The organism is Aeromonas sp. FDAARGOS 1402 (assembly GCF_019046925.1).
In the GTDB taxonomy this organism is placed as follows: domain Bacteria; phylum Pseudomonadota; class Gammaproteobacteria; order Enterobacterales; family Aeromonadaceae; genus Aeromonas; species Aeromonas caviae.
This window is the reverse complement of sequence record NZ_CP077202.1, coordinates 75051-98467: the sequence shown is the minus strand read 5'-3', so window position 1 is coordinate 98467 and position 23417 is coordinate 75051. Positions and strand designations below refer to the sequence as shown.

General features: G+C 53.1%; 27 protein-coding genes and 1 pseudogene. 18 read left to right on the top strand and 10 right to left on the bottom strand.

The genetic code is table 11. The features are described from left to right. Window positions 1–168 precede the first annotated feature (168 nt). The 5 genes from sul1 to I6L32_RS21895 form a co-directional block, all read right to left on the bottom strand. Window positions 169–1008, bottom strand: coding sequence for a sulfonamide-resistant dihydropteroate synthase Sul1 (gene sul1, locus I6L32_RS21915; RefSeq protein ID WP_000259031.1), 840 nt, complete (start codon window positions 1006–1008; stop codon window positions 169–171). Further along, window positions 1002–1349, bottom strand: coding sequence for a quaternary ammonium compound efflux SMR transporter QacE delta 1 (locus tag I6L32_RS21910; RefSeq protein WP_000679427.1), 348 nt, complete (start codon window positions 1347–1349; stop codon window positions 1002–1004). The genes sul1 and I6L32_RS21910 overlap by 7 nt, the downstream gene beginning before the upstream one ends. 156 nt (window positions 1350–1505) lie before the next feature. Then, window positions 1506–2138, bottom strand: a complete 633-nt coding sequence (locus tag I6L32_RS21905; protein WP_000186237.1) for a type B-3 chloramphenicol O-acetyltransferase CatB3 — start codon at window positions 2136–2138, stop codon at window positions 1506–1508. A gap of 137 nt (window positions 2139–2275) precedes the next feature. Next, a complete protein-coding gene (locus I6L32_RS21900) occupies window positions 2276–3106 on the bottom strand; it encodes an oxacillin-hydrolyzing class D beta-lactamase OXA-1 (RefSeq protein WP_001334766.1) in 831 nt (276 codons plus the stop codon). 130 nt (window positions 3107–3236) lie between these two features. Then, a complete protein-coding gene (locus I6L32_RS21895) occupies window positions 3237–3791 on the bottom strand; it encodes a fluoroquinolone-acetylating aminoglycoside 6'-N-acetyltransferase AAC(6')-Ib-cr5 (protein ID WP_063840321.1) in 555 nt (184 codons plus the stop codon). Window positions 3792–3949: 158 nt separating this feature from the next. On the opposite strand from I6L32_RS21895, the pseudogene intI1 reads away from it, so the two are divergent. After that, window positions 3950–4879 (top strand): annotated as a pseudogene (gene intI1 / locus I6L32_RS21890) (class 1 integron integrase IntI1); the annotation flags it as partial. 274 nt (window positions 4880–5153) lie between these two features. Here the strand turns inward: intI1 and I6L32_RS21885 are convergent. After that, a complete protein-coding gene (locus I6L32_RS21885; protein ID WP_001067855.1) occupies window positions 5154–5858 on the bottom strand; it encodes an IS6-like element IS26 family transposase in 705 nt (234 codons plus the stop codon). A 232-nt stretch (window positions 5859–6090) separates the two neighbouring features. On the opposite strand from I6L32_RS21885, the gene aac(3)-IId reads away from it, so the two are divergent. Both aac(3)-IId and I6L32_RS21875 read left to right on the top strand, forming a co-directional pair. After that, on the top strand, window positions 6091–6951 hold the full coding sequence (gene aac(3)-IId / locus I6L32_RS21880) for an aminoglycoside N-acetyltransferase AAC(3)-IId (protein ID WP_000557454.1): 861 nt from the start codon (window positions 6091–6093) through the stop codon (window positions 6949–6951). A gap of 12 nt (window positions 6952–6963) precedes the next feature. Next, on the top strand, window positions 6964–7506 hold the full coding sequence (locus I6L32_RS21875) for an AAA family ATPase (RefSeq protein WP_000587837.1): 543 nt from the start codon (window positions 6964–6966) through the stop codon (window positions 7504–7506). 481 nt (window positions 7507–7987) lie between these two features. On the opposite strand, the gene I6L32_RS21870 is transcribed toward I6L32_RS21875, so the two are convergent. Further along, window positions 7988–8179 carry a hypothetical protein gene (locus I6L32_RS21870; protein WP_000951934.1) on the bottom strand — a complete coding sequence of 64 codons (192 nt, stop codon included), beginning with the start codon at window positions 8177–8179 and terminating at the stop codon, window positions 7988–7990. Window positions 8180–8202: 23 nt separating this feature from the next. Between I6L32_RS21870 and I6L32_RS21865 the strand changes: the two genes are divergently transcribed. The 14 genes from I6L32_RS21865 (at window position 8203) to I6L32_RS21800 (ending at window position 17586) form a co-directional block, all read left to right on the top strand. After that, entirely contained in the window at window positions 8203–8430 is a 228-nt protein-coding gene (locus I6L32_RS21865; RefSeq protein ID WP_000248278.1) for a hypothetical protein, read from the top strand. 50 nt (window positions 8431–8480) lie between these two features. After that, a complete protein-coding gene (locus I6L32_RS21860; protein ID WP_000080861.1) occupies window positions 8481–9617 on the top strand; it encodes a DUF3883 domain-containing protein in 1137 nt (378 codons plus the stop codon). Between the two features lie 114 nt (window positions 9618–9731). Beyond that, window positions 9732–11102, top strand: coding sequence for an IS1182-like element ISCfr1 family transposase (locus I6L32_RS21855; protein ID WP_000971921.1), 1371 nt, complete (start codon window positions 9732–9734; stop codon window positions 11100–11102). Window positions 11103–11922: 820 nt separating this feature from the next. Further along, window positions 11923–12783, top strand: a complete 861-nt coding sequence (locus I6L32_RS21850) for a broad-spectrum class A beta-lactamase TEM-1 (protein WP_000027057.1) — start codon at window positions 11923–11925, stop codon at window positions 12781–12783. Between the two features lie 407 nt (window positions 12784–13190). After that, window positions 13191–13409 carry a hypothetical protein gene (locus tag I6L32_RS21845; RefSeq protein ID WP_210538266.1) on the top strand — a complete coding sequence of 73 codons (219 nt, stop codon included), beginning with the start codon at window positions 13191–13193 and terminating at the stop codon, window positions 13407–13409. 20 nt (window positions 13410–13429) lie between these two features. Continuing rightward, on the top strand, window positions 13430–13666 hold the full coding sequence (locus I6L32_RS21840) for a hypothetical protein (protein ID WP_210538267.1): 237 nt from the start codon (window positions 13430–13432) through the stop codon (window positions 13664–13666). 54 nt (window positions 13667–13720) lie between these two features. Then, the gene (locus tag I6L32_RS21835; protein WP_210538268.1) at window positions 13721–13954 is read left to right on the top strand and encodes a hypothetical protein; all 234 of its coding nucleotides are present in this window, start codon (window positions 13721–13723) and stop codon (window positions 13952–13954) included. 224 nt (window positions 13955–14178) lie between these two features. After that, the gene (locus tag I6L32_RS21830; protein ID WP_210538269.1) at window positions 14179–14484 is read left to right on the top strand and encodes a hypothetical protein; all 306 of its coding nucleotides are present in this window, start codon (window positions 14179–14181) and stop codon (window positions 14482–14484) included. 15 nt (window positions 14485–14499) lie between these two features. Beyond that, complete coding sequence (locus tag I6L32_RS21825) at window positions 14500–15240, top strand: hypothetical protein (RefSeq protein WP_210538270.1); 741 nt, start codon at window positions 14500–14502, stop codon at window positions 15238–15240. Window positions 15241–15446: 206 nt separating this feature from the next. Beyond that, on the top strand, window positions 15447–16088 hold the full coding sequence (locus I6L32_RS21820) for an EAL domain-containing protein (protein ID WP_210538271.1): 642 nt from the start codon (window positions 15447–15449) through the stop codon (window positions 16086–16088). 114 nt (window positions 16089–16202) lie between these two features. Further along, on the top strand, window positions 16203–16754 hold the full coding sequence (locus I6L32_RS21815; protein WP_210538272.1) for a zinc-finger-containing protein: 552 nt from the start codon (window positions 16203–16205) through the stop codon (window positions 16752–16754). 25 nt (window positions 16755–16779) lie between these two features. Continuing rightward, window positions 16780–17022: a hypothetical protein gene (locus I6L32_RS21810; protein WP_210538273.1), complete on the top strand. Its 243-nt coding sequence runs from the start codon at window positions 16780–16782 to the stop codon at window positions 17020–17022. Between the two features lie 58 nt (window positions 17023–17080). After that, a complete protein-coding gene (locus I6L32_RS21805) occupies window positions 17081–17341 on the top strand; it encodes a hypothetical protein (protein ID WP_210538274.1) in 261 nt (86 codons plus the stop codon). A gap of 2 nt (window positions 17342–17343) precedes the next feature. After that, on the top strand, window positions 17344–17586 hold the full coding sequence (locus tag I6L32_RS21800) for a hypothetical protein (protein ID WP_210538275.1): 243 nt from the start codon (window positions 17344–17346) through the stop codon (window positions 17584–17586). A gap of 115 nt (window positions 17587–17701) precedes the next feature. Here I6L32_RS21800 and I6L32_RS21795 read toward each other — a convergent pair whose 3' ends face one another. The 3 genes from I6L32_RS21795 to I6L32_RS21785 all read right to left on the bottom strand — a co-directional run bounded on the left by I6L32_RS21795 (window position 17702) and on the right by I6L32_RS21785 (window position 20031). Continuing rightward, window positions 17702–18073 (bottom strand): hypothetical protein, encoded by a 372-nt coding sequence (locus I6L32_RS21795; RefSeq protein ID WP_210538276.1) that lies wholly within the window; start codon window positions 18071–18073, stop codon window positions 17702–17704. Between the two features lie 79 nt (window positions 18074–18152). Next, entirely contained in the window at window positions 18153–18437 is a 285-nt protein-coding gene (locus tag I6L32_RS21790) for a hypothetical protein (protein ID WP_210538277.1), read from the bottom strand. Window positions 18438–18441: 4 nt separating this feature from the next. Then, window positions 18442–20031 (bottom strand): DUF2235 domain-containing protein, encoded by a 1590-nt coding sequence (locus I6L32_RS21785; RefSeq protein ID WP_210538278.1) that lies wholly within the window; start codon window positions 20029–20031, stop codon window positions 18442–18444. Window positions 20032–20909: 878 nt separating this feature from the next. Here I6L32_RS21785 and I6L32_RS21780 point away from each other — a divergent pair. Then, window positions 20910–22883: a hypothetical protein gene (locus I6L32_RS21780; RefSeq protein ID WP_210538279.1), complete on the top strand. Its 1974-nt coding sequence runs from the start codon at window positions 20910–20912 to the stop codon at window positions 22881–22883. The last annotated feature ends 534 nt before the right edge of the window (window positions 22884–23417 follow it).

The window sequence follows — 23417 nt, the reverse complement described above, 5'->3', positions numbered from 1 at the left end:
TGCGTTTTATCGGTAGTCGTCGAGCTCTGCACCATCCCACATAAGAGCTTAACGGTGCGATCTTCAACGCCATCACACAAAACTTTCTTTTTCACGCACAGTCAACTTATTGGATGTTTTATTAACAACCCAAAAGGAGATATTTAGCGGGCGGCCGGAAGGTGAATGCTAGGCATGATCTAACCCTCGGTCTCTGGCGTCGCGACTGCGAAATTTCGCGAGGGTTTCCGAGAAGGTGATTGCGCTTCGCAGATCTCCAGGCGCGTGGGTGCGGACGTAGTCAGCGCCATTGCCGATCGCGTGAAGTTCCGCCGCAAGGCTCGCTGGACCCAGATCCTTTACAGGAAGGCCAACGGTGGCGCCCAAGAAGGATTTCCGCGACACCGAGACCAATAGCGGAAGCCCCAACGCCGACTTCAGCTTTTGAAGGTTCGACAGCACGTGCAGCGATGTTTCCGGTGCGGGGCTCAAGAAAAATCCCATCCCCGGATCGAGGATGAGCCGGTCGGCAGCGACCCCGCTCCGTCGCAAGGCGGAAACCCGCGCCTCGAAGAACCGCACAATCTCGTCGAGCGCGTCTTCGGGTCGAAGGTGACCGGTGCGGGTGGCGATGCCATCCCGCTGCGCTGAGTGCATAACCACCAGCCTGCAGTCCGCCTCAGCAATATCGGGATAGAGCGCAGGGTCAGGAAATCCTTGGATATCGTTCAGGTAGCCCACGCCGCGCTTGAGCGCATAGCGCTGGGTTTCCGGTTGGAAGCTGTCGATTGAAACACGGTGCATCTGATCGGACAGGGCGTCTAAGAGCGGCGCAATACGTCTGATCTCATCGGCCGGCGATACAGGCCTCGCGTCCGGATGGCTGGCGGCCGGTCCGACATCCACGACGTCTGATCCGACTCGCAGCATTTCGATCGCCGCGGTGACAGCGCCGGCGGGGTCTAGCCGCCGGCTCTCATCGAAGAAGGAGTCCTCGGTGAGATTCAGAATGCCGAACACCGTCACCATGGCGTCGGCCTCCGCAGCGACTTCCACGATGGGGATCGGGCGAGCAAAAAGGCAGCAATTATGAGCCCCATACCTACAAAGCCCCACGCATCAAGCTTTTGCCCATGAAGCAACCAGGCAATGGCTGTAATTATGACGACGCCGAGTCCCGACCAGACTGCATAAGCAACACCGACAGGGATGGATTTCAGAACCAGAGAAAGAAAATAAAATGCGATGCCATAACCGATTATGACAACGGCGGAAGGGGCAAGCTTAGTAAAGCCCTCGCTAGATTTTAATGCGGATGTTGCGATTACTTCGCCAACTATTGCGATAACAAGAAAAAGCCAGCCTTTCATGATATATCTCCCAATTTGTGTAGGGCTTATTATGCACGCTTAAAAATAATAAAAGCAGACTTGACCTGATAGTTTGGCTGTGAGCAATTATGTGCTTAGTGCATCTAACGCCTGAAATAAGCCGTGCCGCGAAGCGGCATCGGCTTGATTGAATTGTTAGACGGCAAACTCGAGCCAATACTTGTGCAGGCCAACAATATTAGACGAGCACAGCATGGGCATTGCCGCTTTGATCTTCTCCAGTGACCAATTCCACCACTCCATCTCCAGAAGCAATGAAATTTCCTCATCGGTGAAGCGTTTCTTAATCTTCTTAGCGGGATTGCCGCCAACGATAGCGTAAGGCTCCACATCTTTTGTCACCAACGAGCGGCTGCCTATCACCGCACCGTGCCCGATCTTGATTCCGGGCATGACCATTGCCTCAGAGCCGATCCAAACGTCATTGCCAATGACAGTATTACCTGCTTTTTGGAAGGCATCGAGTGCGCTTGAGAATGCAGGTTCTTCCTGCATATAAAAGAACGGGAAAGATGATGCCCAGTCGTACCGATGCCCCTGATTGCCAGCCATGATAAAGGAAGCCCCACTCCCGATAGAGCAGAAACTACCGATGATCAACTTATCAACGTCATCACGGTCCGGAAACAGATACCGTGCGCAGTCATCGAATGAGTGCCCATGATAGTAGCCAGAGTAATAGCTGTACCGCCCAACTTTGATATTGGGGTTCTTCACTTGCTCAGAAAGCAGCTTGCCTTTGAAGGGGCTATCAAAGTAGTTGGTCATAAGAGATCCCGCGGTCTGTGACTTTGCCGTCTAACGTTTGAAATAAGGGGCGCCGAGCGCCAGCGAGGGGAGCCAAAAGCTTGCTTTTGGCCGTCCCGACTTGATTGAAGGGTTGGGCGATTTTGCCATTAGATTTTTTATAAATTTAGTGTGTTTAGAATGGTGATCGCATTTTTCTTGGCTTTTATGCTTGATGTTAAATTCGACCCCAAGTTTCCTGTAAGTGCGGACACAAAAACATATTTATGTCCTGATTTGCTTATAATAAACCCTTCAAACCATCCGTTTTGTAAGGTTCTATTTGCTGTGAATCCTGCACCAGTTTTCCCATACAGTTTTGTACTATTATCCAGATCTTGTAGATACATGTTCTCTATGGTGTTTTCTATGGCTGAGTTTTTAACTGGGAGATTGTGATTAATAATTTTACGCAGGAATTGAATTTGTTCTTCTGGTGAAATTTTTAAGCTACTTTCGAGCCATGCTTCTGTTAATCCGTTGTTTCTTTCTTTATCTCCAGAGAAGTCTTGATTTCCATAATCAAAATCTTTGAGATAATTCTTGATTTTATTTAATCCAATTTTTTGGGTTATTTCTTGCGAAACCCAAACAACAGAAAATTGCATCCACGTCTTTGGTGTATGATTGCTGTTCCAGATCTCCATTCCTTTGGGGGTTTTATCCCATTTGAATATGGTTTTCTGATCTATTATTTCCGCATCAAATGCCATAAGTGATAATGCGATCTTGAAAGTTGAATCTGGTGCCATTTGCGTTGCACACTTTGCTTTATTGAATTGAGCAATTTCAGCGTTTGTGGATGCATCGTAAAGTAAAAAACAACCTTCAGTTCCTTCAAATAATGGAGATGCAACAGTAGAGATATCTGTTGATGCACTGGCGCTGCTGTAGATAATATTTGCAATTATTAAAAAAATAGCGAAGTTGATATGTATTGTGTTTTTCATAATAAGTATTGGTTTGGTAAAGGGCTTAATTTTAACGGCTAACAATTAATGAGGCTCCGGGTTCGCCCAACGTTTGACATGAGGGGCGGCCAAGGGCGCCAGCCCTTGGACGTCCCCCTCGATGGAAGGGTTAGGCATCACTGCGTGTTCGCTCGAATGCCTGGCGTGTTTGAACCATGTACACGGCTGGACCATATGGGGTGGTTACGGTACCTTGCCTCTCAAACCCCGCTTTCTCGTAGCATCGGATCGCTCGCAAGTTGCTCGGCGACGGGTCCGTTTGGATCTTGGTGACCTCGGGATCATTGAACAGCAACTCAACCAGAGCTCGAACCAGCTTGGTTCCCAAGCCTTTGCCCAGTTGTGATGCATTCGCCAGTAACTGGTCTATTCCGCGTACTCCTGGATCGGTTTCTTCTTCCCACCTTCCGTCCCCGCTTCCAAGAGCAACGTACGACTGGGCATACCCAATCGGCTCTCCATTCAGCATTGCAATGTATGGAGTGACGGACTCTTGCGCTAAAACGCTTGGCAAGTACTGTTCCTGTACGTCAGCAAGTGTCGGGCGTGCTTCTTCTCCGCCCCACCACTCGACGATATGAGATCGATTTAGCCACTCATAGAGCATCGCAAGGTCATGCTCAGTCATGAGGCGCAGTGTGACGGAATCGTTGCTGTTGGTCACGATGCTGTACTTTGTGATGCCTAACTTTGTTTTTGCGTTGCTCATGATGTCTAACTCCCAATTTGTGTAGGGCTTATTATGCACGCTTAAAAATAATAAAAGCAGACTTGACCTGATAGTTTGGCTGTGAGCAATTATGTGCTTAGTGCATCTAACTTTACAGCTTACCAACCGAACAGGCTTATGTCCACTGGGTTCGTGCCTTCATCCGTTTCCACGGTGTGCGTCACCCGGCAACCTTGGGCAGCAGCGAAGTCGAGGCATTTCTGTCCTGGCTGGCGAACGAGCGCAAGGTTTCGGTCTCCACGCATCGTCAGGCATTGGCGGCCTTGCTGTTCTTCTACGGCAAGGTGCTGTGCACGGATCTGCCCTGGCTTCAGGAGATCGGAAGACCTCGGCCGTCGCGGCGCTTGCCGGTGGTGCTGACCCCGGATGAAGTGGTTCGCATCCTCGGTTTTCTGGAAGGCGAGCATCGTTTGTTCGCCCAGCTTCTGTATGGAACGGGCATGCGGATCAGTGAGGGTTTGCAACTGCGGGTCAAGGATCTGGATTTCGATCACGGCACGATCATCGTGCGGGAGGGCAAGGGCTCCAAGGATCGGGCCTTGATGTTACCCGAGAGCTTGGCACCCAGCCTGCGCGAGCAGCTGTCGCGTGCACGGGCATGGTGGCTGAAGGACCAGGCCGAGGGCCGCAGCGGCGTTGCGCTTCCCGACGCCCTTGAGCGGAAGTATCCGCGCGCCGGGCATTCCTGGCCGTGGTTCTGGGTTTTTGCGCAGCACACGCATTCGACCGATCCACGGAGCGGTGTCGTGCGTCGCCATCACATGTATGACCAGACCTTTCAGCGCGCCTTCAAACGTGCCGTAGAACAAGCAGGCATCACGAAGCCCGCCACACCGCACACCCTCCGCCACTCGTTCGCGACGGCCTTGCTCCGCAGCGGTTACGACATTCGAACCGTGCAGGATCTGCTCGGCCATTCCGACGTCTCTACGACGATGATTTACACGCATGTGCTGAAAGTTGGCGGTGCCGGAGTGCGCTCACCGCTTGATGCGCTGCCGCCCCTCACTAGTGAGAGGTAGGGCAGCGCAAGTCAATCCTGGCGGATTCACTACCCCTGCGCGAAGGCCATCGGTGCCGCATCGAACGGCCGGTTGCGGAAAGTCCTCCCTGCGTCCGCTGATGGCCGGCAGCAGCCCGTCGTTGCCTGATGGATCCAACCCCTCCGCTGCTATAGTGCAGTCGGCTTCTGACGTTCAGTGCAGCCGTCTTCTGAAAACGACAATGGAGGTGGTAGCCGAGGGGGCACTGTTGCAAAGTTAGCGATGAGGCAGCCTTTTGTCTTATTCAAAGGCCTTACATTTCAAAAACTCTGCTTACCAGGCGCATTTCGCCCAGGGGATCACCATAATAAAATGCTGAGGCCTGGCCTTTGCGTAGTGCACGCATCACCTCAATACCTTTGATGGTGGCGTAAGCCGTCTTCATGGATTTAAATCCCAGCGTGGCGCCGATTATCCGTTTCAGTTTGCCATGATCGCATTCAATCACGTTGTTCCGGTACTTAATCTGTCGGTGTTCAACGTCAGACGGGCACCGGCCTTCGCGTTTGAGCAGAGCAAGCGCGCGACCATAGGCGGGCGCTTTATCCGTGTTGATGAATCGCGGGATCTGCCACTTCTTCACGTTGTTGAGGATTTTACCCAGAAACCGGTATGCAGCTTTGCTGTTACGACGGGAGGAGAGATAAAAATCGACAGTGCGGCCCCGGCTGTCGACGGCCCGGTACAGATACGCCCAGCGGCCATTGACCTTCACGTAGGTTTCATCCATGTGCCACGGGCAAAGATCGGAAGGGTTACGCCAGTACCAGCGCAGCCGTTTTTCCATTTCAGGCGCATAACGCTGAACCCAGCGGTAAATCGTGGAGTGATCGACATTCACTCCGCGTTCAGCCAGCATCTCCTGCAGCTCACGGTAACTGATGCCGTATTTGCAGTACCAGCGTACGGCCCACAGAATGATGTCACGCTGAAAATGCCGGCCTTTGAATGGGTTCATGTGCAGCTCCATCAGCAAAAGGGGATGATAAGTTTATCACCACCGACTATTTGCAACAGTGCCGTTTACTCATATATACTTTAGATTGATTTAAAACTTCATTTTTAATTTAAAAGGATCTAGGTGAAGATCCTTTTTGATAATCTCATGACCAAAATCCCTTAACGTGAGTTTTCGTTCCACTGAGCGTCAGACCCCGTATAGTGTTTTGCAGTTTAGAGGAGATATCGCGATGCATACGCGGAAGGCAATAACGGAGGCGCTTCAAAAACTCGGAGTCCAAACCGGTGACCTCTTGATGGTGCATGCCTCACTTAAAGCGATTGGTCCGGTCGAAGGAGGAGCGGAGACGGTCGTTGCCGCGTTACGCTCCGCGGTTGGGCCGACTGGCACTGTGATGGGATACGCGTCGTGGGACCGATCACCCTACGAGGAGACTCTGAATGGCGCTCGGCTGGATGACGAAGCCCGCCGTACCTGGCTGCCGTTCGATCCCGCAACAGCCGGGACTTACCGTGGGTTCGGCCTGCTGAATCAATTTCTGGTTCAAGCCCCCGGCGCGCGGCGCAGCGCGCACCCCGATGCATCGATGGTCGCGGTTGGTCCGCTGGCTGAAACGCTGACGGAGCCTCACGAACTCGGTCACGCCTTGGGGGAAGGATCGCCCGTCGAGCGGTTCGTTCGCCTTGGCGGGAAGGCCCTGCTGTTGGGTGCGCCGCTAAACTCCGTTACCGCATTGCACTACGCCGAGGCGGTTGCCGATATCCCCAACAAACGGTGGGTGACGTATGAGATGCCGATGCTTGGAAGAGACGGTGAAGTCGCCTGGAAAACGGCATCGGATTACGATTCAAACGGCATTCTCGATTGCTTTGCTATCGAAGGAAAGCCGGATGCGGTTGAAACTATAGCAAATGCTTACGTGAAGCTCGGTCGCCATCGAGAAGGTGTCGTGGGCTTTGCTCAGTGCTACCTGTTCGACGCGCAGGACATCGTGACGTTCGGCGTCACCTATCTTGAGAAGCATTTCGGAACCACTCCGATCGTGCCTCCGCACGAGGCCGTCGAGCGCTCTTGCGAGCCTTCAGGTTAGAGGCCGTCGACAATGATAATCTGGATCAACGGACCTTTCGGCGCCGGAAAGACGACGCTCGCTAAGCGGCTGCGCGATCGGCGTTCCAAATCGCTGATCTTTGACCCCGAGGAAATCGGGTTCGTGGTGAAAGAAACGGTCCCCATGCCAGCGAGCGGAGACTATCAGGATCTCCCCTTGTGGAGGGGACTTACGATCGCGGCGGTCAGGGAGATTCGAAGGAATTACTCGCAGGACATCATCATCCCAATGACGCTCGTGCACCCGGACTATCTGACTGAGATACTCGACGGGGTAAGGCGGATCGACGATCAGCTGCTGCACATCTTTCTGACGCTCAACGAGGACCTATTGCGTCACCGGATCGCGAACCAGACCATGCATCCTGACCCGAATCGAAATGCGGAGATTCGAGAGTGGCGATTAGCGAATGTCGCCCGATGCTTGGCCGCAAGGGAACGGCTTCCATGCACAACCCGTGTTCTCGATAGTGGTGCACACACCAGCGATGAACTCGCAGCGATGGTGCTCGACGGAATCGATGGGCGCACCTGATCGCCTTCGACGCCTGCGCAAAGCGTAGCGCGAGGGTGGCGGGCTCACGACCAAACGCCCAGAGGTCGATCATCGCAGGGATGTTTGGCTTTGTGGTGCGGACGACGGGACTCGAACCCGTACTCTCACAGAGAAGCAGATTTTCGTACCACCTCGACTTTCGCCGCCGTCTGATGACGTTCGTGGTCTGGACTGTCCCTTCGCCATTGCCCGAAGGCTTTAGGCGCCGCCCGTCCAGTCTCTACACCTTCCCCCGAAGGGGCTTGGCTCGGGATTGGCTTAGGGTATTGCCCGTTAGCGTTCCCCGACTTTGAGCGGTTCTACTCCGCGGATTTCCCCGCGGGCACTCCAATTTTAAAGTCTGCTGCGTCTACCGATTTCGCCACGTCCGCCTTTTTTCGCCGTTCCTAGCGCTCGTGCGATGCACCTATGTTGCACCTAGCGCCGAATCGTTCTTCGTCATCCTGAAAAACCACGTCTCCTAAAGCCTTGCATAGCTTATCTTTTCTCCACCACGAACTTTTTTGTGGGATGGTAGAAAAAAAGACTTTTTAAGTCCGCTGGCTTGCCAGGCCTTGTTAGCTTGTACGGTCATGGTTATCGGGTAAAGAATATTGACGGCATCGCTGGTGTCGGTGGCTGAAAAGCCGGCTCCCATCAGGGCAATAGCCATTTCAGATGCAGGCGTACAGGGCAATGGTCAACAGCTACAGCCTGTCTGACGATTCCGGCGTCATGGCTGCGGCGGCTATCACGCATTTTTTGTTCGGTCAGGCGGTGTTTTCGTACCTCAATGGTTGGAGCGTGTTGATCGGACCTGGTACAGGTTTGGACAGCACGGGCTGCAAATACGCAAGGGATTTAATGGGCCTGGTGGCGTTCACGGCTTTTATCGTGACGTTTCTGTTCAGGGGCTACTCATAATCTCGTGGCTCGGCGGTTCCCGGCACACCATGACAGTAAGGAAGGACCCTGTGTCTCAACTCTCCCAGCTTCGAAGCCCCGCCGCCGTGCAGGCTGCCATCGATGAGTTCGTGCAACTGGGCCGCACGAAATTCCTGGCGCGCCACGGCTACGGCAAGTCCCGCGACTTCCTGGTACGTGATCCGAAGACCGGCACCGATTGCGATTCCAAGGCCATCGCCGGTGTGGCCTTCGGCAAGCAATTTCCCGAGCAGGGCCCGCTCACTGCTGACAGCTTCTCCGGTGGCGAGACGACCGTCGTTCCGGCGCTGACGCGGCTCGGGTTTCGCATCATTCGCATCGGCGAAGACTGGTCCGAAGAAGAGGTCCTGGCCACGGTCGAAGACTATTTCGACATGCTGCGTGCCGAGGCGGCTGGGGAGCCGTACCACAAGTCCGAGCACAACCAGGCACTGCGCCAACTGCTGAACGGTCGCAGCAAGTCTTCAGTCGAGCTCAAGCACCAGAACATTAGCGCCGTACTCGATGCCCTGGGCCTGCCCTATATCAACGGCTACAAGCCACGCGGCAACAGCCAACTGCTGCTGCGTAAATCCGTACACGCCTACGTTCTGGAACATCAGCAGACGGTCGGCGCTCTTGTCGATGCCCTGGAGGAGGTAAAACTTCCGGGTGACAAAACCTACCGAGCGGCTTTGGTAGAACCACCCGCCCGTGAAGTGCTTGTGCGTACCCCGGCATCTCTACGGCAACGCCTACCGCGAAAGTTCGATTATGCCGCTCGCGATGAAGCCAACCGCAAGCTGGGCCGGGCAGGGGAGCAGTGGGTGATTGGCTACGAACAGCAACGCCTGACCGAGCTCGGCCACCCAGAGCTTTTTCAGCGGCTGGATTGGGTGTCCGACACCCAGGGAGACGGTGCGGGGTTCGACATCCTGTCGTTCGAAGAGGACGCCCATGAGCGCTTCATCGAGGTGAAAACCACCAATGGCGGGGTAGGCTCGTCTTTCTTGGTCAGCCACAACGAACTCGAATTCTCCAAGGAGGCGGGCGATCAATTCCATCTGTATCGCGTGTTCCAGTTTCGGGACGGTCCGCGCCTGTTCACGCTACCCGGCGACCTCAGCCAACATGTGCATCTCAAGCCGACGGACTACCGGGCGAGTTTCCGGAGTTTGGTGGGGTAAAGGCAGGGTTCTGTTGAGCCGAATGGCTGTGTGCGGCCGATTCTGTTGAAAAAGTAGCGGCCTCCCCATGCCGTTGGCAAAATTGCTTTGTCAGCGAGCGTGGGGGCGAACAGCATGATGGGACAGTTACCGGGAGGACAGCAGCGCCTGTTCTACTCGTTCAATCTGGAAGATCACGTCCCGGCCCAACATCTCCTGCGCAGCATCGACCAGTGCTTGGATCTCAGTGATCTACGTGCCTACCTGGCAGATTTCTATAGCCCCATCGGGCGTCCCTCGATTGACCCGGAGTTGATGGTGCGCATGCTGGTCGTCGGCTACTGCTATGGCATTCGTTCCGAGCGGCGATTGTGCGAAGAGGTGCACCTGAACCTGGCCTATCGCTGGTTCTGCCGGTTGGGTCTGGAAGACGAAGTCCCCAATCACTCGACCTTCTCGAAGAATCGCCATGGGCGTTTTCGTGACAGCGATCTATTCCGCTGGTTATTCAATGAGGTGCTGCGGCGCTGCATGGCAGCCGGCCTAGTCAAGGGTGAAGGTTTCGCCGTCGACGCCAGCATCATTAAGGCGGATGCCAGCCGGCAACGTGGGGTGGCGGGAGATGAGGTCGATTGGAACGATCCAAAGCTCAGCAGCCGCGCAGTGCGCGAGTACCTCGAAGCCCTTGATGAAGAGGCGCTGGCTGAGGCTCTTCCCAAGAAAATTTCGCTCACTGATCCTCAGTCCCGTTGGACAGCAGCGCCAGGTGGCCCGGCCTTTTTTGCCTACTCCACGAATTACCTGATCGACACTGAGCACGGTGTGATCATGGACGTGGAAGCTACCCCGGCGCACCGTACCGCCGAAGTCGATTCGACTAGGACGATGGTCGAGCGTGTCGAGGCGCAGTTCGATCTCACACCGGAACGCCTTATCGGCGATACCGCTTATGGCACCGCCCCGATGCTGGCCTGGATGGTCGAAGAAAAGGACATCGAACCGCATGTGCCGGTGTGGGACAAGACCGAGCGCAAGGACGACAGCCTCTCCAGTAACGACTTTCACTGGAGTCAGGACGCCAATGAATATCGCTGCCCAGCCGGCAAACCGCTACGCAGTGAATGGCGCGCCTTCACCCAGCAAAGGTCGCGGGTAACTAAGGCCAAAACCGTCATTTACCGCTCCAGCCAAACCGACTGCGCCACCTGCCCGTTGAAAGCGAAATGCTGCCCCAACACGCCGAATCGGAAGATCGTCCGCAGCATCCATGAGGCTGCCCGCGACGTGGCTCGACGCATCGCCAAGACACCGGAGTACCTCGTCTCTCGCTGCGAACGAAAGAAGGTGGAGATGCTTTTCGCCCACCTCAAACGGATCATGAAACTCGACCGTTTACGACTGCGTGGCCTAACGGGTGCCACTGACGAATTCACCTTGGCTGCGATGGTGCAGAACCTGCGCCGCATGGCCAAGCTTTTGCCTCAAGGGCCACCGCTGACGGGATAGGTATGCCTGCTACGAGCAGAAACCCTCAAATTAACCCTTAAACCTGAGCAAGGACGCTCAGTGAAACGCCGGAAGGCAACTTGAAGTGGCTTGCAGCCACTTCGACAGCAGGCACACCTGATCGGCAGGCTGCCGCTAAAGCTACTTTTTCAACAGAATCGGCCGATTTGTGCCGGTCGTCAAGGACCGCTTCGGATCACTCTCAACCGGATCGCGGGCCAGCTGATTTGCTAAAACCCGCGCCAAACTCAACGAAGGATTTCGCATGATCCGTTTTTTTTGGCGATCACGCTCGGCCTGATGGTTGGCTGCTCGTCGAGTTCAAGTTCGATCTGATCAGTGAGCGGTAGCGCAAGTGGATCGCCTCAGCCAAGCAGCGTTGTTGCCGGCGGCCGGAAGAAAGCCTTGAACTAGTAGCGGAAAGGATGAAACTTTATTTTTACGATTCTCAGCATTTTCCAAGGTTGAGCGAAAATTAGGATGATACTTTAATGATTCCGGCCTCCATCCCCACAAAACGCTTGCAGATGGCAGAATTGAAATAAGTCATTGTTTTAAATGGATTTTTGCAGGAATTGCTACGTTGCAGGGTCCTGTAGTTAGGATGACACTTTATTTTCCTCCCACAGGCCTCGTGATACGCCTATTTTTATAGGTTAATGTCATGATAATAATGGTTTCTTAGACGTCAGGTGGCACTTTTCGGGGAAATGTGCGCGGAACCCCTATTTGTTTATTTTTCTAAATACATTCAAATATGTATCCGCTCATGAGACAATAACCCTGGTAAATGCTTCAATAATATTGAAAAAGGAAGAGTATGAGTATTCAACATTTTCGTGTCGCCCTTATTCCCTTTTTTGCGGCATTTTGCCTTCCTGTTTTTGCTCACCCAGAAACGCTGGTGAAAGTAAAAGATGCTGAAGATCAGTTGGGTGCACGAGTGGGTTACATCGAACTGGATCTCAACAGCGGTAAGATCCTTGAGAGTTTTCGCCCCGAAGAACGTTTTCCAATGATGAGCACTTTTAAAGTTCTGCTATGTGGTGCGGTATTATCCCGTGTTGACGCCGGGCAAGAGCAACTCGGTCGCCGCATACACTATTCTCAGAATGACTTGGTTGAGTACTCACCAGTCACAGAAAAGCATCTTACGGATGGCATGACAGTAAGAGAATTATGCAGTGCTGCCATAACCATGAGTGATAACACTGCTGCCAACTTACTTCTGACAACGATCGGAGGACCGAAGGAGCTAACCGCTTTTTTGCACAACATGGGGGATCATGTAACTCGCCTTGATCGTTGGGAACCGGAGCTGAATGAAGCCATACCAAACGACGAGCGTGACACCACGATGCCTGCAGCAATGGCAACAACGTTGCGCAAACTATTAACTGGCGAACTACTTACTCTAGCTTCCCGGCAACAATTAATAGACTGGATGGAGGCGGATAAAGTTGCAGGACCACTTCTGCGCTCGGCCCTTCCGGCTGGCTGGTTTATTGCTGATAAATCTGGAGCCGGTGAGCGTGGGTCTCGCGGTATCATTGCAGCACTGGGGCCAGATGGTAAGCCCTCCCGTATCGTAGTTATCTACACGACGGGGAGTCAGGCAACTATGGATGAACGAAATAGACAGATCGCTGAGATAGGTGCCTCACTGATTAAGCATTGGTAACTGTCAGACCAAGTTTACTCATATATACTTTAGATTGATTTAAAACTTCATTTTTAATTTAAAAGGATCTAGGTGAAGATCCTTTTTGATAATCTCATGACCAAAATCCCTTAACGTGAGTTTTCGTTCCACTGAGCGTCAGACCCCGATAAGCACTGCCTTGCACCGAATGTTGACCATTATGAATCTGTTCAGACCATTGTCGACACTGATGGTCTGCATCTGTGTTGCGAATGCCATTCAGACGTGTCTTTCACCAGCGAACCGCTGGCTGGCGGGTTTCTCTTCGAATGCCAAGAGTGCGGTCGCTTGTACCACAGCGGGCCTACTCATAGCGACGAAGACATGGTTAGGGTGAACAAGCTTTTGGCAGCGATCAACATAGAGAAGTAAACTGGGGAACAGATATGGAAGTGCGCGACATTATCGAGCTTCTGCGTGCCGGATGGAAACTTGCCAACCGGGGGACGGGGTGGTACCTGTCCTCCCCCCATAAGCCATATCAGAAAAGCGAGCAGCATCTCATTTGCGACGAATTGGTGAATGAAATTGAAAGGGCTGGAGTGATCAAAAAAGCAATGCCGCACAACACCATTCACGCCGTTCTTGTAGATGAACAGAGTTAATCAGGGAGAATAGATTTGCCATGAAGTTCATCACTGATGTTTTACCTGGTGAATGCGTGATTCTGACCCCCTCATTAATTCACTGTCAGTTGCAGATCGTCGACCTGTTCGACAAGGCCGTAGTCATCTTTGAATACTCCCCTCCGGCGGAAGGTTGGACACATGAAAGCCTGTGTGCTCTCGATATCCCCCTGGAGCGGCTTCAGGGAGCGAATGCATACCTTGGCGATGCCTGGGTAGGTTCAACAGAGGTATAGGGAGCAAACGCTTTGCAAACACCCGGGTTTGACATTGTGTACCAGGACGAGACCATGCTGATCCTTCTGGATCTTGACCGCGGCGCAACTATCACCAACAGCGCCGAACAGGTAGTGCGCTTAGTTGATGGGTTGGTCGACGGAATTGGAAAGCGACGTCTGATTTATAGAGATACCGCAGGGCGTTATGACGAAATCCTTGTCGATAGTGGTGTGTTTCGCGGGTTCAAAGCCTGCTCTATCTCACAGCAGGACTTTCTCCGTGGACTGTTACTGAAGTCCCTATAGCATCCCGTTCGCCGAGAACCGCCGGCAGGATGAATTTGACTCCCCCCCCTCCCCGCTCTTCCCATCAATCACACAATCCCAGGCACCGGCCACCACATAGGTCCGGTGCACTCACCAAATCTTTTTGAAGCTGTCCAGGTGCTTGCCGCCCGGGGGGCCCCCCTTGCATTGCAAAAAAGCACTTTATCCTGTCACCAACTTATCAAAAACAATGGGGGGACCCTATGGACTTCAGCAAAGCAATCGCCACCACCATAGACCTGCCGGTGCAGGTTAGCGAACGGGAAAAAATTCTGAACTACGCAGAGTGCAAGCCACTGACGTTGGCTCAGCGTGATGATTTCCTATCAAAATGCCGGCACTTCCCAGGTGATATTTTCATTATCAACGACCACTGTTTCTCCATTATCTGTCATTCAGACGTGGAGTGGGTATTGGTGCCGTTGAACCAACAGGCCAGCGAGCTATACCGGCATCGATACTTGATCGACTCCAGCGAACTGCACCATCGCAGCCTTACTATTCACTAATGTTGAGAGGAATAAATGACCGCAATACACGCACTACCCAACACCACTGACCAGGGGGATTCAAGGGTCAGAGCTGGTTCCCTGTGGCTTACTAAGAACGGCTTTGTCGTCATGGTGCACAACATCATATACCTCGATGGCCGGCCGCTCGTAACTTACTCCTACTCTGACGCAGACGATGCGGAACTGAAGTCCCATCCCTTGGCCACCTGGCATAAGGAACTCATTCCTCACAGACCACTGACTGCTTGTGTACGAGCAGTTCACGCCTCGTATCAACTGATCCTGATGTCCATTGAGGAGCAAATCAAGAACGACGTGTTGCAACAACTGGGTGATCAGGGGGCTGGGTATTCCCAGGAGTTTCTGAATTCAATGCTGGAAAGAATCGAGAAAATCTCGAGTGACTTGTCCTGCCAGGCCGGTTCCGTCATTGCACCATATTTTGGCCACAACATAGGCTCAACTCTGGATGCATTTCCGGAACTGGCCTTTGAGTCCATATCGCGGCTGGCTTTGATCTACGATGCCATTCATGACGCTGCCAGGCTGCCCGATTTCAATCACTCCTTTGACATTTTATCCGCGGCGCGTAATGGCGAAAGCTGTTGCACCGAGGTGGTTGGTTTCACGGCTTTGGCTACCAACCTAATCAAGCTGCAAATAGCTCTTGGCCGGGCAGCACAATCTGAATATGAAGACCTGCTTGCGGATGTCATGACCTGGCCTCTTACCGGCTTCCCTGGTGCTAGATAACCCATATCAACGGCGCTGCAGCTAAGTGCTGCCAGTAATGCAGTCCTGGCAATGGCTGCAGCGAACTGTCCACACGTTCGCAGGATACTTATCCAGCAATTCTGTGGATAACTAACACCAGAAATAGGTCACGATTTCACCATAGGATTTACTCGGCGTCAGAGGGGTAGACTCTCTCGCGGCAATTTCAGAGGGGACCAAAGTTAATGCTCATTGCTAGGCAACCAGTGTTCGACACAGAGAAGCAGGCGATTCATGCCTATGAGTTGCTTGCGAGAAATAGTGGCCTATCAAGGTTCTCCCCTCCTACCTCCGATTACCACTCTTGGTTCGACATCGATAAAGCCGTTCTCGAGCTCGCAGACCAGCTCCTTAAGGGAGAATTAAAACTACTGGTCAATGTGAGTGAGCATACCTTGGCAATTGAGCACCAGTTCCATCAATGGCGCACTCTGATCCTCAAGCTGGCCCGCAAGCACCACATTTTGGTAGAAGTCACCGAGCTGGTCACAGCCTCTACGCTCCAAAAACGATGGGATAGCCTTAGATCGATGGGTGTCGAACTTGTCATGGATGATTTCGGCACGAAATACTCCACGCTTACACGACTGCATGATTTTGAATGGGACATAGTGAAGTTTGAGTGTGGGCAAACGCACGGCTACCCCCCCTCTATGCTGGAAGGGATTGATGCCTGTATGAAGAAGGGGATCCCCATCATCGCTGAACGCATCGAAACCTACAACCAAGCGATCTCATCTCAAATACTCGGATTCAATCTGCAGCAGGGGTATTTTTGGGCTAAACCCGAGATTGTTTTGCACTCCCAACTTCACACCCAGGTGTAGACCCCCTTACCCATGCCTAGTATGAGTTATCACAGCCGGCCTGGCTGCAACTCAAACTTGCATTCCTGAGTACCACGAGACAATGGCTACAACCCTCTCATCAGGATTGTGCATATGGCTCGCAACACAGCATATAGTCATTTTCATCCAAAGGACTGCCGGTTTTGTGGCTCTCCTCTGGAGCTCGTCAGCAAACAGGTGGTGTATCCTGCCGCTCCGGCTAAAACGATGATCTACCGTTGCAACCGTGATGCCTGCGATAGCTACATTAGCTGCAGAGAAGGGACTGACATCGCGATCGGTTCTGTTGCCAACAGAGATACCCGATTGGCTAGACGCGAGGCGCATGCCAGCATCAACACCCTGGTCGACTCCGGCAGAATGAATAAGCACGAAGCCTATGCATGGATGCAGCACCTTCTTAGCCTGCCATATACTCGTCGGGGCATCGGCTGGCTTGATGAGCACGAGTGTAAGGTTGTTGTCCGTGAAGTAAGGGAAATCCTGAGGCGGTCTCGATATGAAGCCTCCCAGAGAGGCATAGCCAGCTTGAGAGCGCTTTTTGATAAGAATAATATAGAACTGGATGACTCCTCTCAGAGCCAGGATAGCAAAGCTCAGAGATTATTGGGTCGCCTCCAGCTTCTGAACCGCTTCAGCGCTTGATTTTTACGAGGAACAAACGCCACAAATGAACAGAATGATTGCCAGACTTCGAGCCCATGGCATTGTAACTGCCAGCCACATGATCGGCATCAGCATCATGCTTCTGGTTCTTGGTCTAGCAAACTATGGGTCAAATCCATGGCTGTCTGCAGTCGTTGCCGCGGCGGGGCTTTTGTCTTCCGTCCGTATTCATATCGCTGCGGTTCGTTACCAAAACGCGATGGTTGGATATACCGCTTCCGGGTTGGATGATGAGAATCAGAGCTAATTGATCACGAATATGTACTCCTACGCCGATGCGGACGAGTTAGACCAAAGGAGTAGTGATGGCCAAGGTATTTTCTGAACATGTCGAGAAGGCGGTGACCGAGGCCAGCGCTTGCCGGGTTGCGGTTTATCCGCGCCTCCATGGCTGGGTCTCTGAGCGCATTCAGCTGGAGTTGGGTGATTCGATGGCGCAACTGGGGGAGACGACCCCTAGTCGCGGCGGTGGTCATTACCTAGTGGAGGGGATTACCGCCGAGGAAGCCGCCAAAGCGGCCAGAAAGCTGCGCGGCAAACCGGTAGAAGTAGTTCGGATGGAATAACGATGCCATCAGATAGCAAGCTGGCCACTCAATGGCGGCAGGAGCAGGGCTATACAGGCCGTGGCGGCGTGGTTGTGGTCTATCGAGGCGAGGTGCAGGGTTGGGTGAACGAGTTGCGTGATCCTGCTCATTGGGTCGCGGGCTGTGTCGCTGTTGATGAGGCTGGCCAGCAGTGGCAAGCCATCGCTTGTAACGAGGCCGCTGGTGCCATGATGTGGCAGCCCCTGGACAACCACGACAAGTAAGAGGAAAAACAGGAGGCTGAACAGAACTGAGGTTGTTGTGGGTCTCGGTTTGAGCCCCTGAATGGGCAGGATGCCGCGAGCGGTGAGACATGGGCGCCACAAAGACGCCCTTTTCTCATTCATCAAGCCCCAGCGTTCTCATTAGGGCTTCGCCGTTCTCCATGGCCTGCCGCTCCCATATGGCATACGCGCGGGTAGGCTTCTTGGCCAGCTCGATGGCTCCGGCCAGCTCATCATGGCTGCCTATGAACGTGGGACGGTCCCATGCGCCGCCATCGAGGCATCTAATCTCCCAGTGCCCTCTTTTGTTCCATTGCAAGTACGGCTGGCGCCACCAAAGTATCAGCTCTTCGGTTTCGCGCTCGTCATTCTTGATGTCTCTGGCTGGTGGATCGGCAGGATTGACCGGTATCCCGTCTATGACGCCGGACAGTTCAGTTGGTTCAATGGCCTGGGCGGCCTCAAGGGTGATCGCAGTAAAGGACATTGCTTGCCCTCCGTGTTGATTGATTAGTTCATCATTGCAGCTTGCCGCTCAGGTGTCACCAGTATCCGCCCGCGAGCTCTCATTTATCTACACCAGCAGCCTCGCTTGGCTTGCCCTCTTGTTTGCTGATAGTGGTATCTTCCCAGCGATCCTCTGGGAGAGTCACCTTAAAGCCCGGACTATCAACTGGTGTGCCAGGTGGAGTGTAGTTGGGGTCTGGCTTCCCAAACAGGACTCCAAGCCCATGGGCTGGCTCACTGATCACCTGTTCTTCTGGAGGCTTGCGGTGCTGCTGCTTCTCCTGGGCATCTCCACAAGCCACCAGCGTGATGGAAAGGGCTATGGCAATCGCTATTCGCTTCATCGTGTCACTTCCCCGGTGATTGCTGGTAGATGCGACGAACCCGGCCAGGGGCGGGGGCGTTCACGTAGAGGGGGCCGACCGGCGTCCAGTTATCGGAGCAGTGAACATACTCCGTCATCAGCAGCTCGGTTTGTTCCTTGGATAGGGTGATGTCACCGCTCCCATGCCACAGATCAAGGTACTTGCTGAACAGAAAGGCCAGTTCCCCAGGTACCGGGTCTGATAGAGGGGAAAGCGGCGCTCCGCTCTCCTGCGCTATGGTCTGCATGAGGTGGCCGGCAAGAAGCTGCAGATCCGGTTTGACTGTGCGAGTCATGATCGCATTGGCTACATAGCCCACCATTGGCGCATCGCTCTTGGAGACAACGGAGAAAGTGCCGATGGTCGGCTTGATCTGGCTGCTGTCTTTCACGTACTCCATGTATTGGGCAGCAGCATCTTGGAGCCTAGCATTGGCTGCTGCCTCGAATCTCTTGTAGGCCACATCGTCCCCAAACTTTAGGACGGCATCGAGGGGGCGCATGATCGGCGTCTTTTCGACTTGGGCCAGGTAGCCGCCACCAATATCGCTATGGGTACCGAAAAGCGTGAGTTCCGTGTGCTCTGGCTGTACAGAGTTAAGCGCAAAGTTGAGCCGGTACTCGTCCTTGGCTGCCAACTGGACAACCCTCTCCGCCGCCCCTGGGGCAATGTAGAGGCGAACCGGCGCATTGTCGTCATCAGTGGTGTCCAGGCCAATTGCTGCCACGGTATCGAAGAGGCCGACGAAGGCGACGCGCACCTCGCGCCCCTGGTTGGATTCCAGAAGGATGTTGACGAAGTGCCGAGCTGCGGCAGCACCCCGGCTAAAGCCGAAAACATCCACCGCCACCGGGCCGGACGAGAGGCCGGCGATCATGGTGCTGATCTTGGCCAGGCCTTCCTCTGACCTGGATATGACGCCAGTTGCGCCAGTGCCGAAGGCCATGTCTAAATTCGAGTCGGCTTTGCCGGTACTGGTGCCGATCCCCTCGATGTAGATTGCTGAGCCGCTATAGACCTGATGCAGACGGGCTACGTTGGTGGCGCCGCCGTCGTATGACGATCCCTTGCCTATCAGCTTCTCTATTGATTGGCAGGCCGCGGTGCTTGCCTCTTCACACTGCTCCCTGAGCTTGCTGTTGTACCGGTTGTTCTGGGTGCCATCAAAGAAGATGCCGATCCGATGTTCCGTGGGGTCAACCAGCGGGACAAGAGGGGTCGCCGGCGAACTGGTGGGAGCTGGTGCCGATGGTTCTGCGGGGACGCTGGCTGCTCCCGCTCGGGGCCCTTGATTGTCGCCGACGGTCGTCCCCTGGGCGGGGAGTATGGTGTTGCTCATTGGTGGACAGCTGCAGGCGACATAATCACCCTGCAGCGCTACCGGCCCGCCCGGGCCGATGATGGAGCGGGGGCCAACGGCGACGATAGGGCCCTGTCCGACTTTGCAAGCAGGGCAGTTCGCCATCATCCCGATATATGTGGTTGGGGAGCCTTCGCTGATCCAGCTGCTGTCCCCGTCTTGGATCTCGCCACCAGTGCTGGTGGGATCGCCTTTCCTTGCTACGTTTCTCATAACATGCCTCCGCACCGAAAGTTGTATGTTAACCCCATCGGATCTTACGAATGCTGAATGAGACCAAGTTTTGAACTTAGGGCGCCTGTTTTTGTCGCTCCAGATCGTCGAGCTTTGTCATACCCTGTCAAGGATCGAACCCAGAGTATTGGATTTACGTGTCTTGGATCCATTTCGGGTGGTTTTAACTCAACGATTAGCAATTGGTTATTGATGAGATGAGATAAACAAGGCCTGTTAAAAAACGGATCAACCATAGATCCAGTGGATCCATTTGGTGGATCCAATAGGATGGGACTGTTTTTTAAGCAGATTTGCACCTATCCATAAAATCGCAGGAATGGCGGTTTTTAGGGCGTTCGTAGCCGGGGTATGCCAAGGCATTGCCTCAGGCCCAACCCTCCACCAGAGCGCTGTATAGGGGCTAATTTTAGCTCGCTTGGGGGCTGCAACCCGATTCTGAGTCCGAAAAATGACTCCATCGAGAAGAGAACGATAGCACCTTATTATAGATCATTGATCTCTTTCTTTATGATCTCTTGATCTAGTGATCTTTTAATATCTTTGATCTGTTTAAGATCTTTAAAGATGGGGGTTGGCATAACATCATGATGTAATTAGATTTTTTTTGCTCTATGTTATATGCCGTTAACTCGTATGTTATATGCCGTGTTCTCCTATCTACTATGCCGTGTTCTCCTATCTACTATGCCGTGATGCTCTATGTTATATGCCGTGATATGCTATCTACTATGCCGTGGTCTCTTATCTACTATGCCGTAAAGCCTCTAATGAGGCTGAAATTGTAGATAGCAACAGCTTACGAACAGCTTTTAAACAGGTTGTGCTCAGCATATGCACAGGTGAGGGTGACAGACATGAGTGTTGATAAAATTGGCTGCGCAAACGCGATTTTAGGGGCGTATTTAACCAAGCAGGGCTTCCCTGCTGACGTTATTAAAGTGATGGCTCCCCCGCTTTTACCAAAAATTAACAAATCGGCGGTGTCAATGCTGCTGAATTTCGTGTCGACGGCACCGGAACTGTCAGTAGAGCAAGCCCTGGAGATCATTTGGCCGGCAATGGACAAAATGACGTTGCTGGTGGATGAGGCCAATGAATCGACTGTGGGGGGGGCTGAAGAAAAGGGACCGCCTGAAGTCACTGTCGTGGCGAACTCAAGAGCACCGGTTGTGATCGAACACGATACGGACTTCTTGGTTGAGTACGATAAGTTTCAAGCCCGTTCCTTGTACCCAGATCGAAGCCCTCCCCCGGAGAACATTGATTTGCACCTGGATATGACCTTGAAAACGGGGATGTTCCGAGTGTTAGCAAGCGGGAAGACGCCACCTGCATTGGATGAGCATAGAATTTACCACCTGACCACTCCGCTTAGCAGTGGTCACGCCTATATGTCTTTGAGGGGGCCAACGCTCAACACTCAGATGGATTTGGTCTCTTATATCTGCATCACGCATTGGTTGGGGCGTCTGTCTAAGGAGAGGTTTGAACAGGCCATCATCAAGCCTATTCGTATGACCATAGAGCGATTTTTTTCACCGATTCCTGAGGATATGCGGCCATCGGATTACCTGTTGGACAAAAAAATCGTGGACTCGCTTGCAAGACTCAAGAGCGTTGCCCTGCTCTTTTACCCAACGCTTGATGATGCCGATGAGACTACCCGTAAGAGATCGGTCATGATTGCGAATATCGTTGGTACTCTGAGGTTAGAACCTGATGGGACCATAGAGATATCTCCGACTCCAGAACTGCGGACCTTGTACCTGAGCACTAAAAAGCTCGTGCCAATAAACCGAAGCGCAGTCATTCAGTTGAACTCACAGATGGCCCGGCTGCTAGCGTTATGGATCGCAGCCAGGCCGGGCAAGCTAATTGGACGCCGGGTGTTTCTGAATCTACGGCCTATGACGGTTCTGGAGCTCCTGCGAGAGATTCATCCACGTGAGACCGGTCGACACAACCACAACGATCGCCGGCAACTCTCACTGGCCCTTAACGAGCTGCTGAGTGCGGGACTGATAGATGTAGATATTAATTATCGCAACGTAAAGTCAAAGGACAGCGACGAACGGCTCACTCTGGCTACGGAAGTTCACTTCAAATCGCATTCAATTGGGGATGCTCGGTCCGTAGCGAATACGGATCTTGCACTTCCAGTAATCGATGTGCCCAAAAAACGGGGCCGCGGTAAGGCGTATAGCACTGAGGTGGCGGAGGAACTGCAGGGGCTCAGTTTCACGGCATCAAGTACGAGTCCATCAGCCAGAACCAAGCCTAAAGAGTGGTTATCAACCAACTTGGATGTTGTTGAGCGGATAATGTCAGGATTGCGAAAGGCTGCCAAGAAGTCACCGGCCGGCGCTCGGCTCCTGCTCAAGGGGGGCGATGATCGCAAATTGACCAGCCTAGCTAAGGTGTTTGAGTCGGTGGAGCGTGATGCCGATGCCGCGCTGCTGCGTCAGATCGCGAGCCATGATCCACGTAAAAGCAAACAGTCAGAATTTGAAACGATACTCCGCTCTATACCGCTTAAACCGGCTCATCTTCGAGTCACTTTCTGGTATAGAGATAACGCAGAAACTATCGCCATCTTGAAAAAGATGCTCTCTTCTTCTCGATCGCCGCTTGAAGTTGCGGCTCAGATTCACAAGAGGGTGTATTTTTCGCGCTTGGTGACCCCCTTAATCGCTGTTGGTCGAATAGATGATGCCAACTTTTTCAGCGGAACATGGGAAGCAGGAAGGGAATCAATTGAGAGCAATAAGCGGGATGACTGGAACCGGGCGGCTGCGGGTAGTCGTAGGAAAAAGGTCATGAAGCTTTAGGGCCAAACATCGTTGTTCTAGGGGAGGTACAAGTGAGTCAAATGCGGTATGTTCCAGTTATCTTGTTGGCCGGAGGGTGTTGGCTATGGATGGCGATAGGGGTCATCCATTTAGGGGTGAAATGGCACTCTGTTGGCTTTGTTCGCCACAATGTTGAAGTCGTGCTTCCGAATGATATAACTCTTTCAGGTGACCTCTCTATTGACTGGGCTGGGGCTTATTTTCTGACTGATGCGGACGGAAAATCGACGAAATTCAAAAACTTCAAGATAATGTCTATTCCGCCGACGAGCATGGTTCCTAGCACCTACCCATATCGGACGGTGCTGCCCTTCCTACTCTACTGCCTGGGGTCCCTGGGAGCTTGTTATTACCTTCGGCTCAAATGCACTAGGCCTCGGGATAAAATAAGTCGGTGATTTGCCTGACATAGTTCGTTTTGGTCGTCCTGCCCCTCTTTGCGGGGCTTTGTCTATTCTTATGGAGAGTGGTAGAGTAGGCGTGAATCAAATATGAGCAATCAACTACGAGACG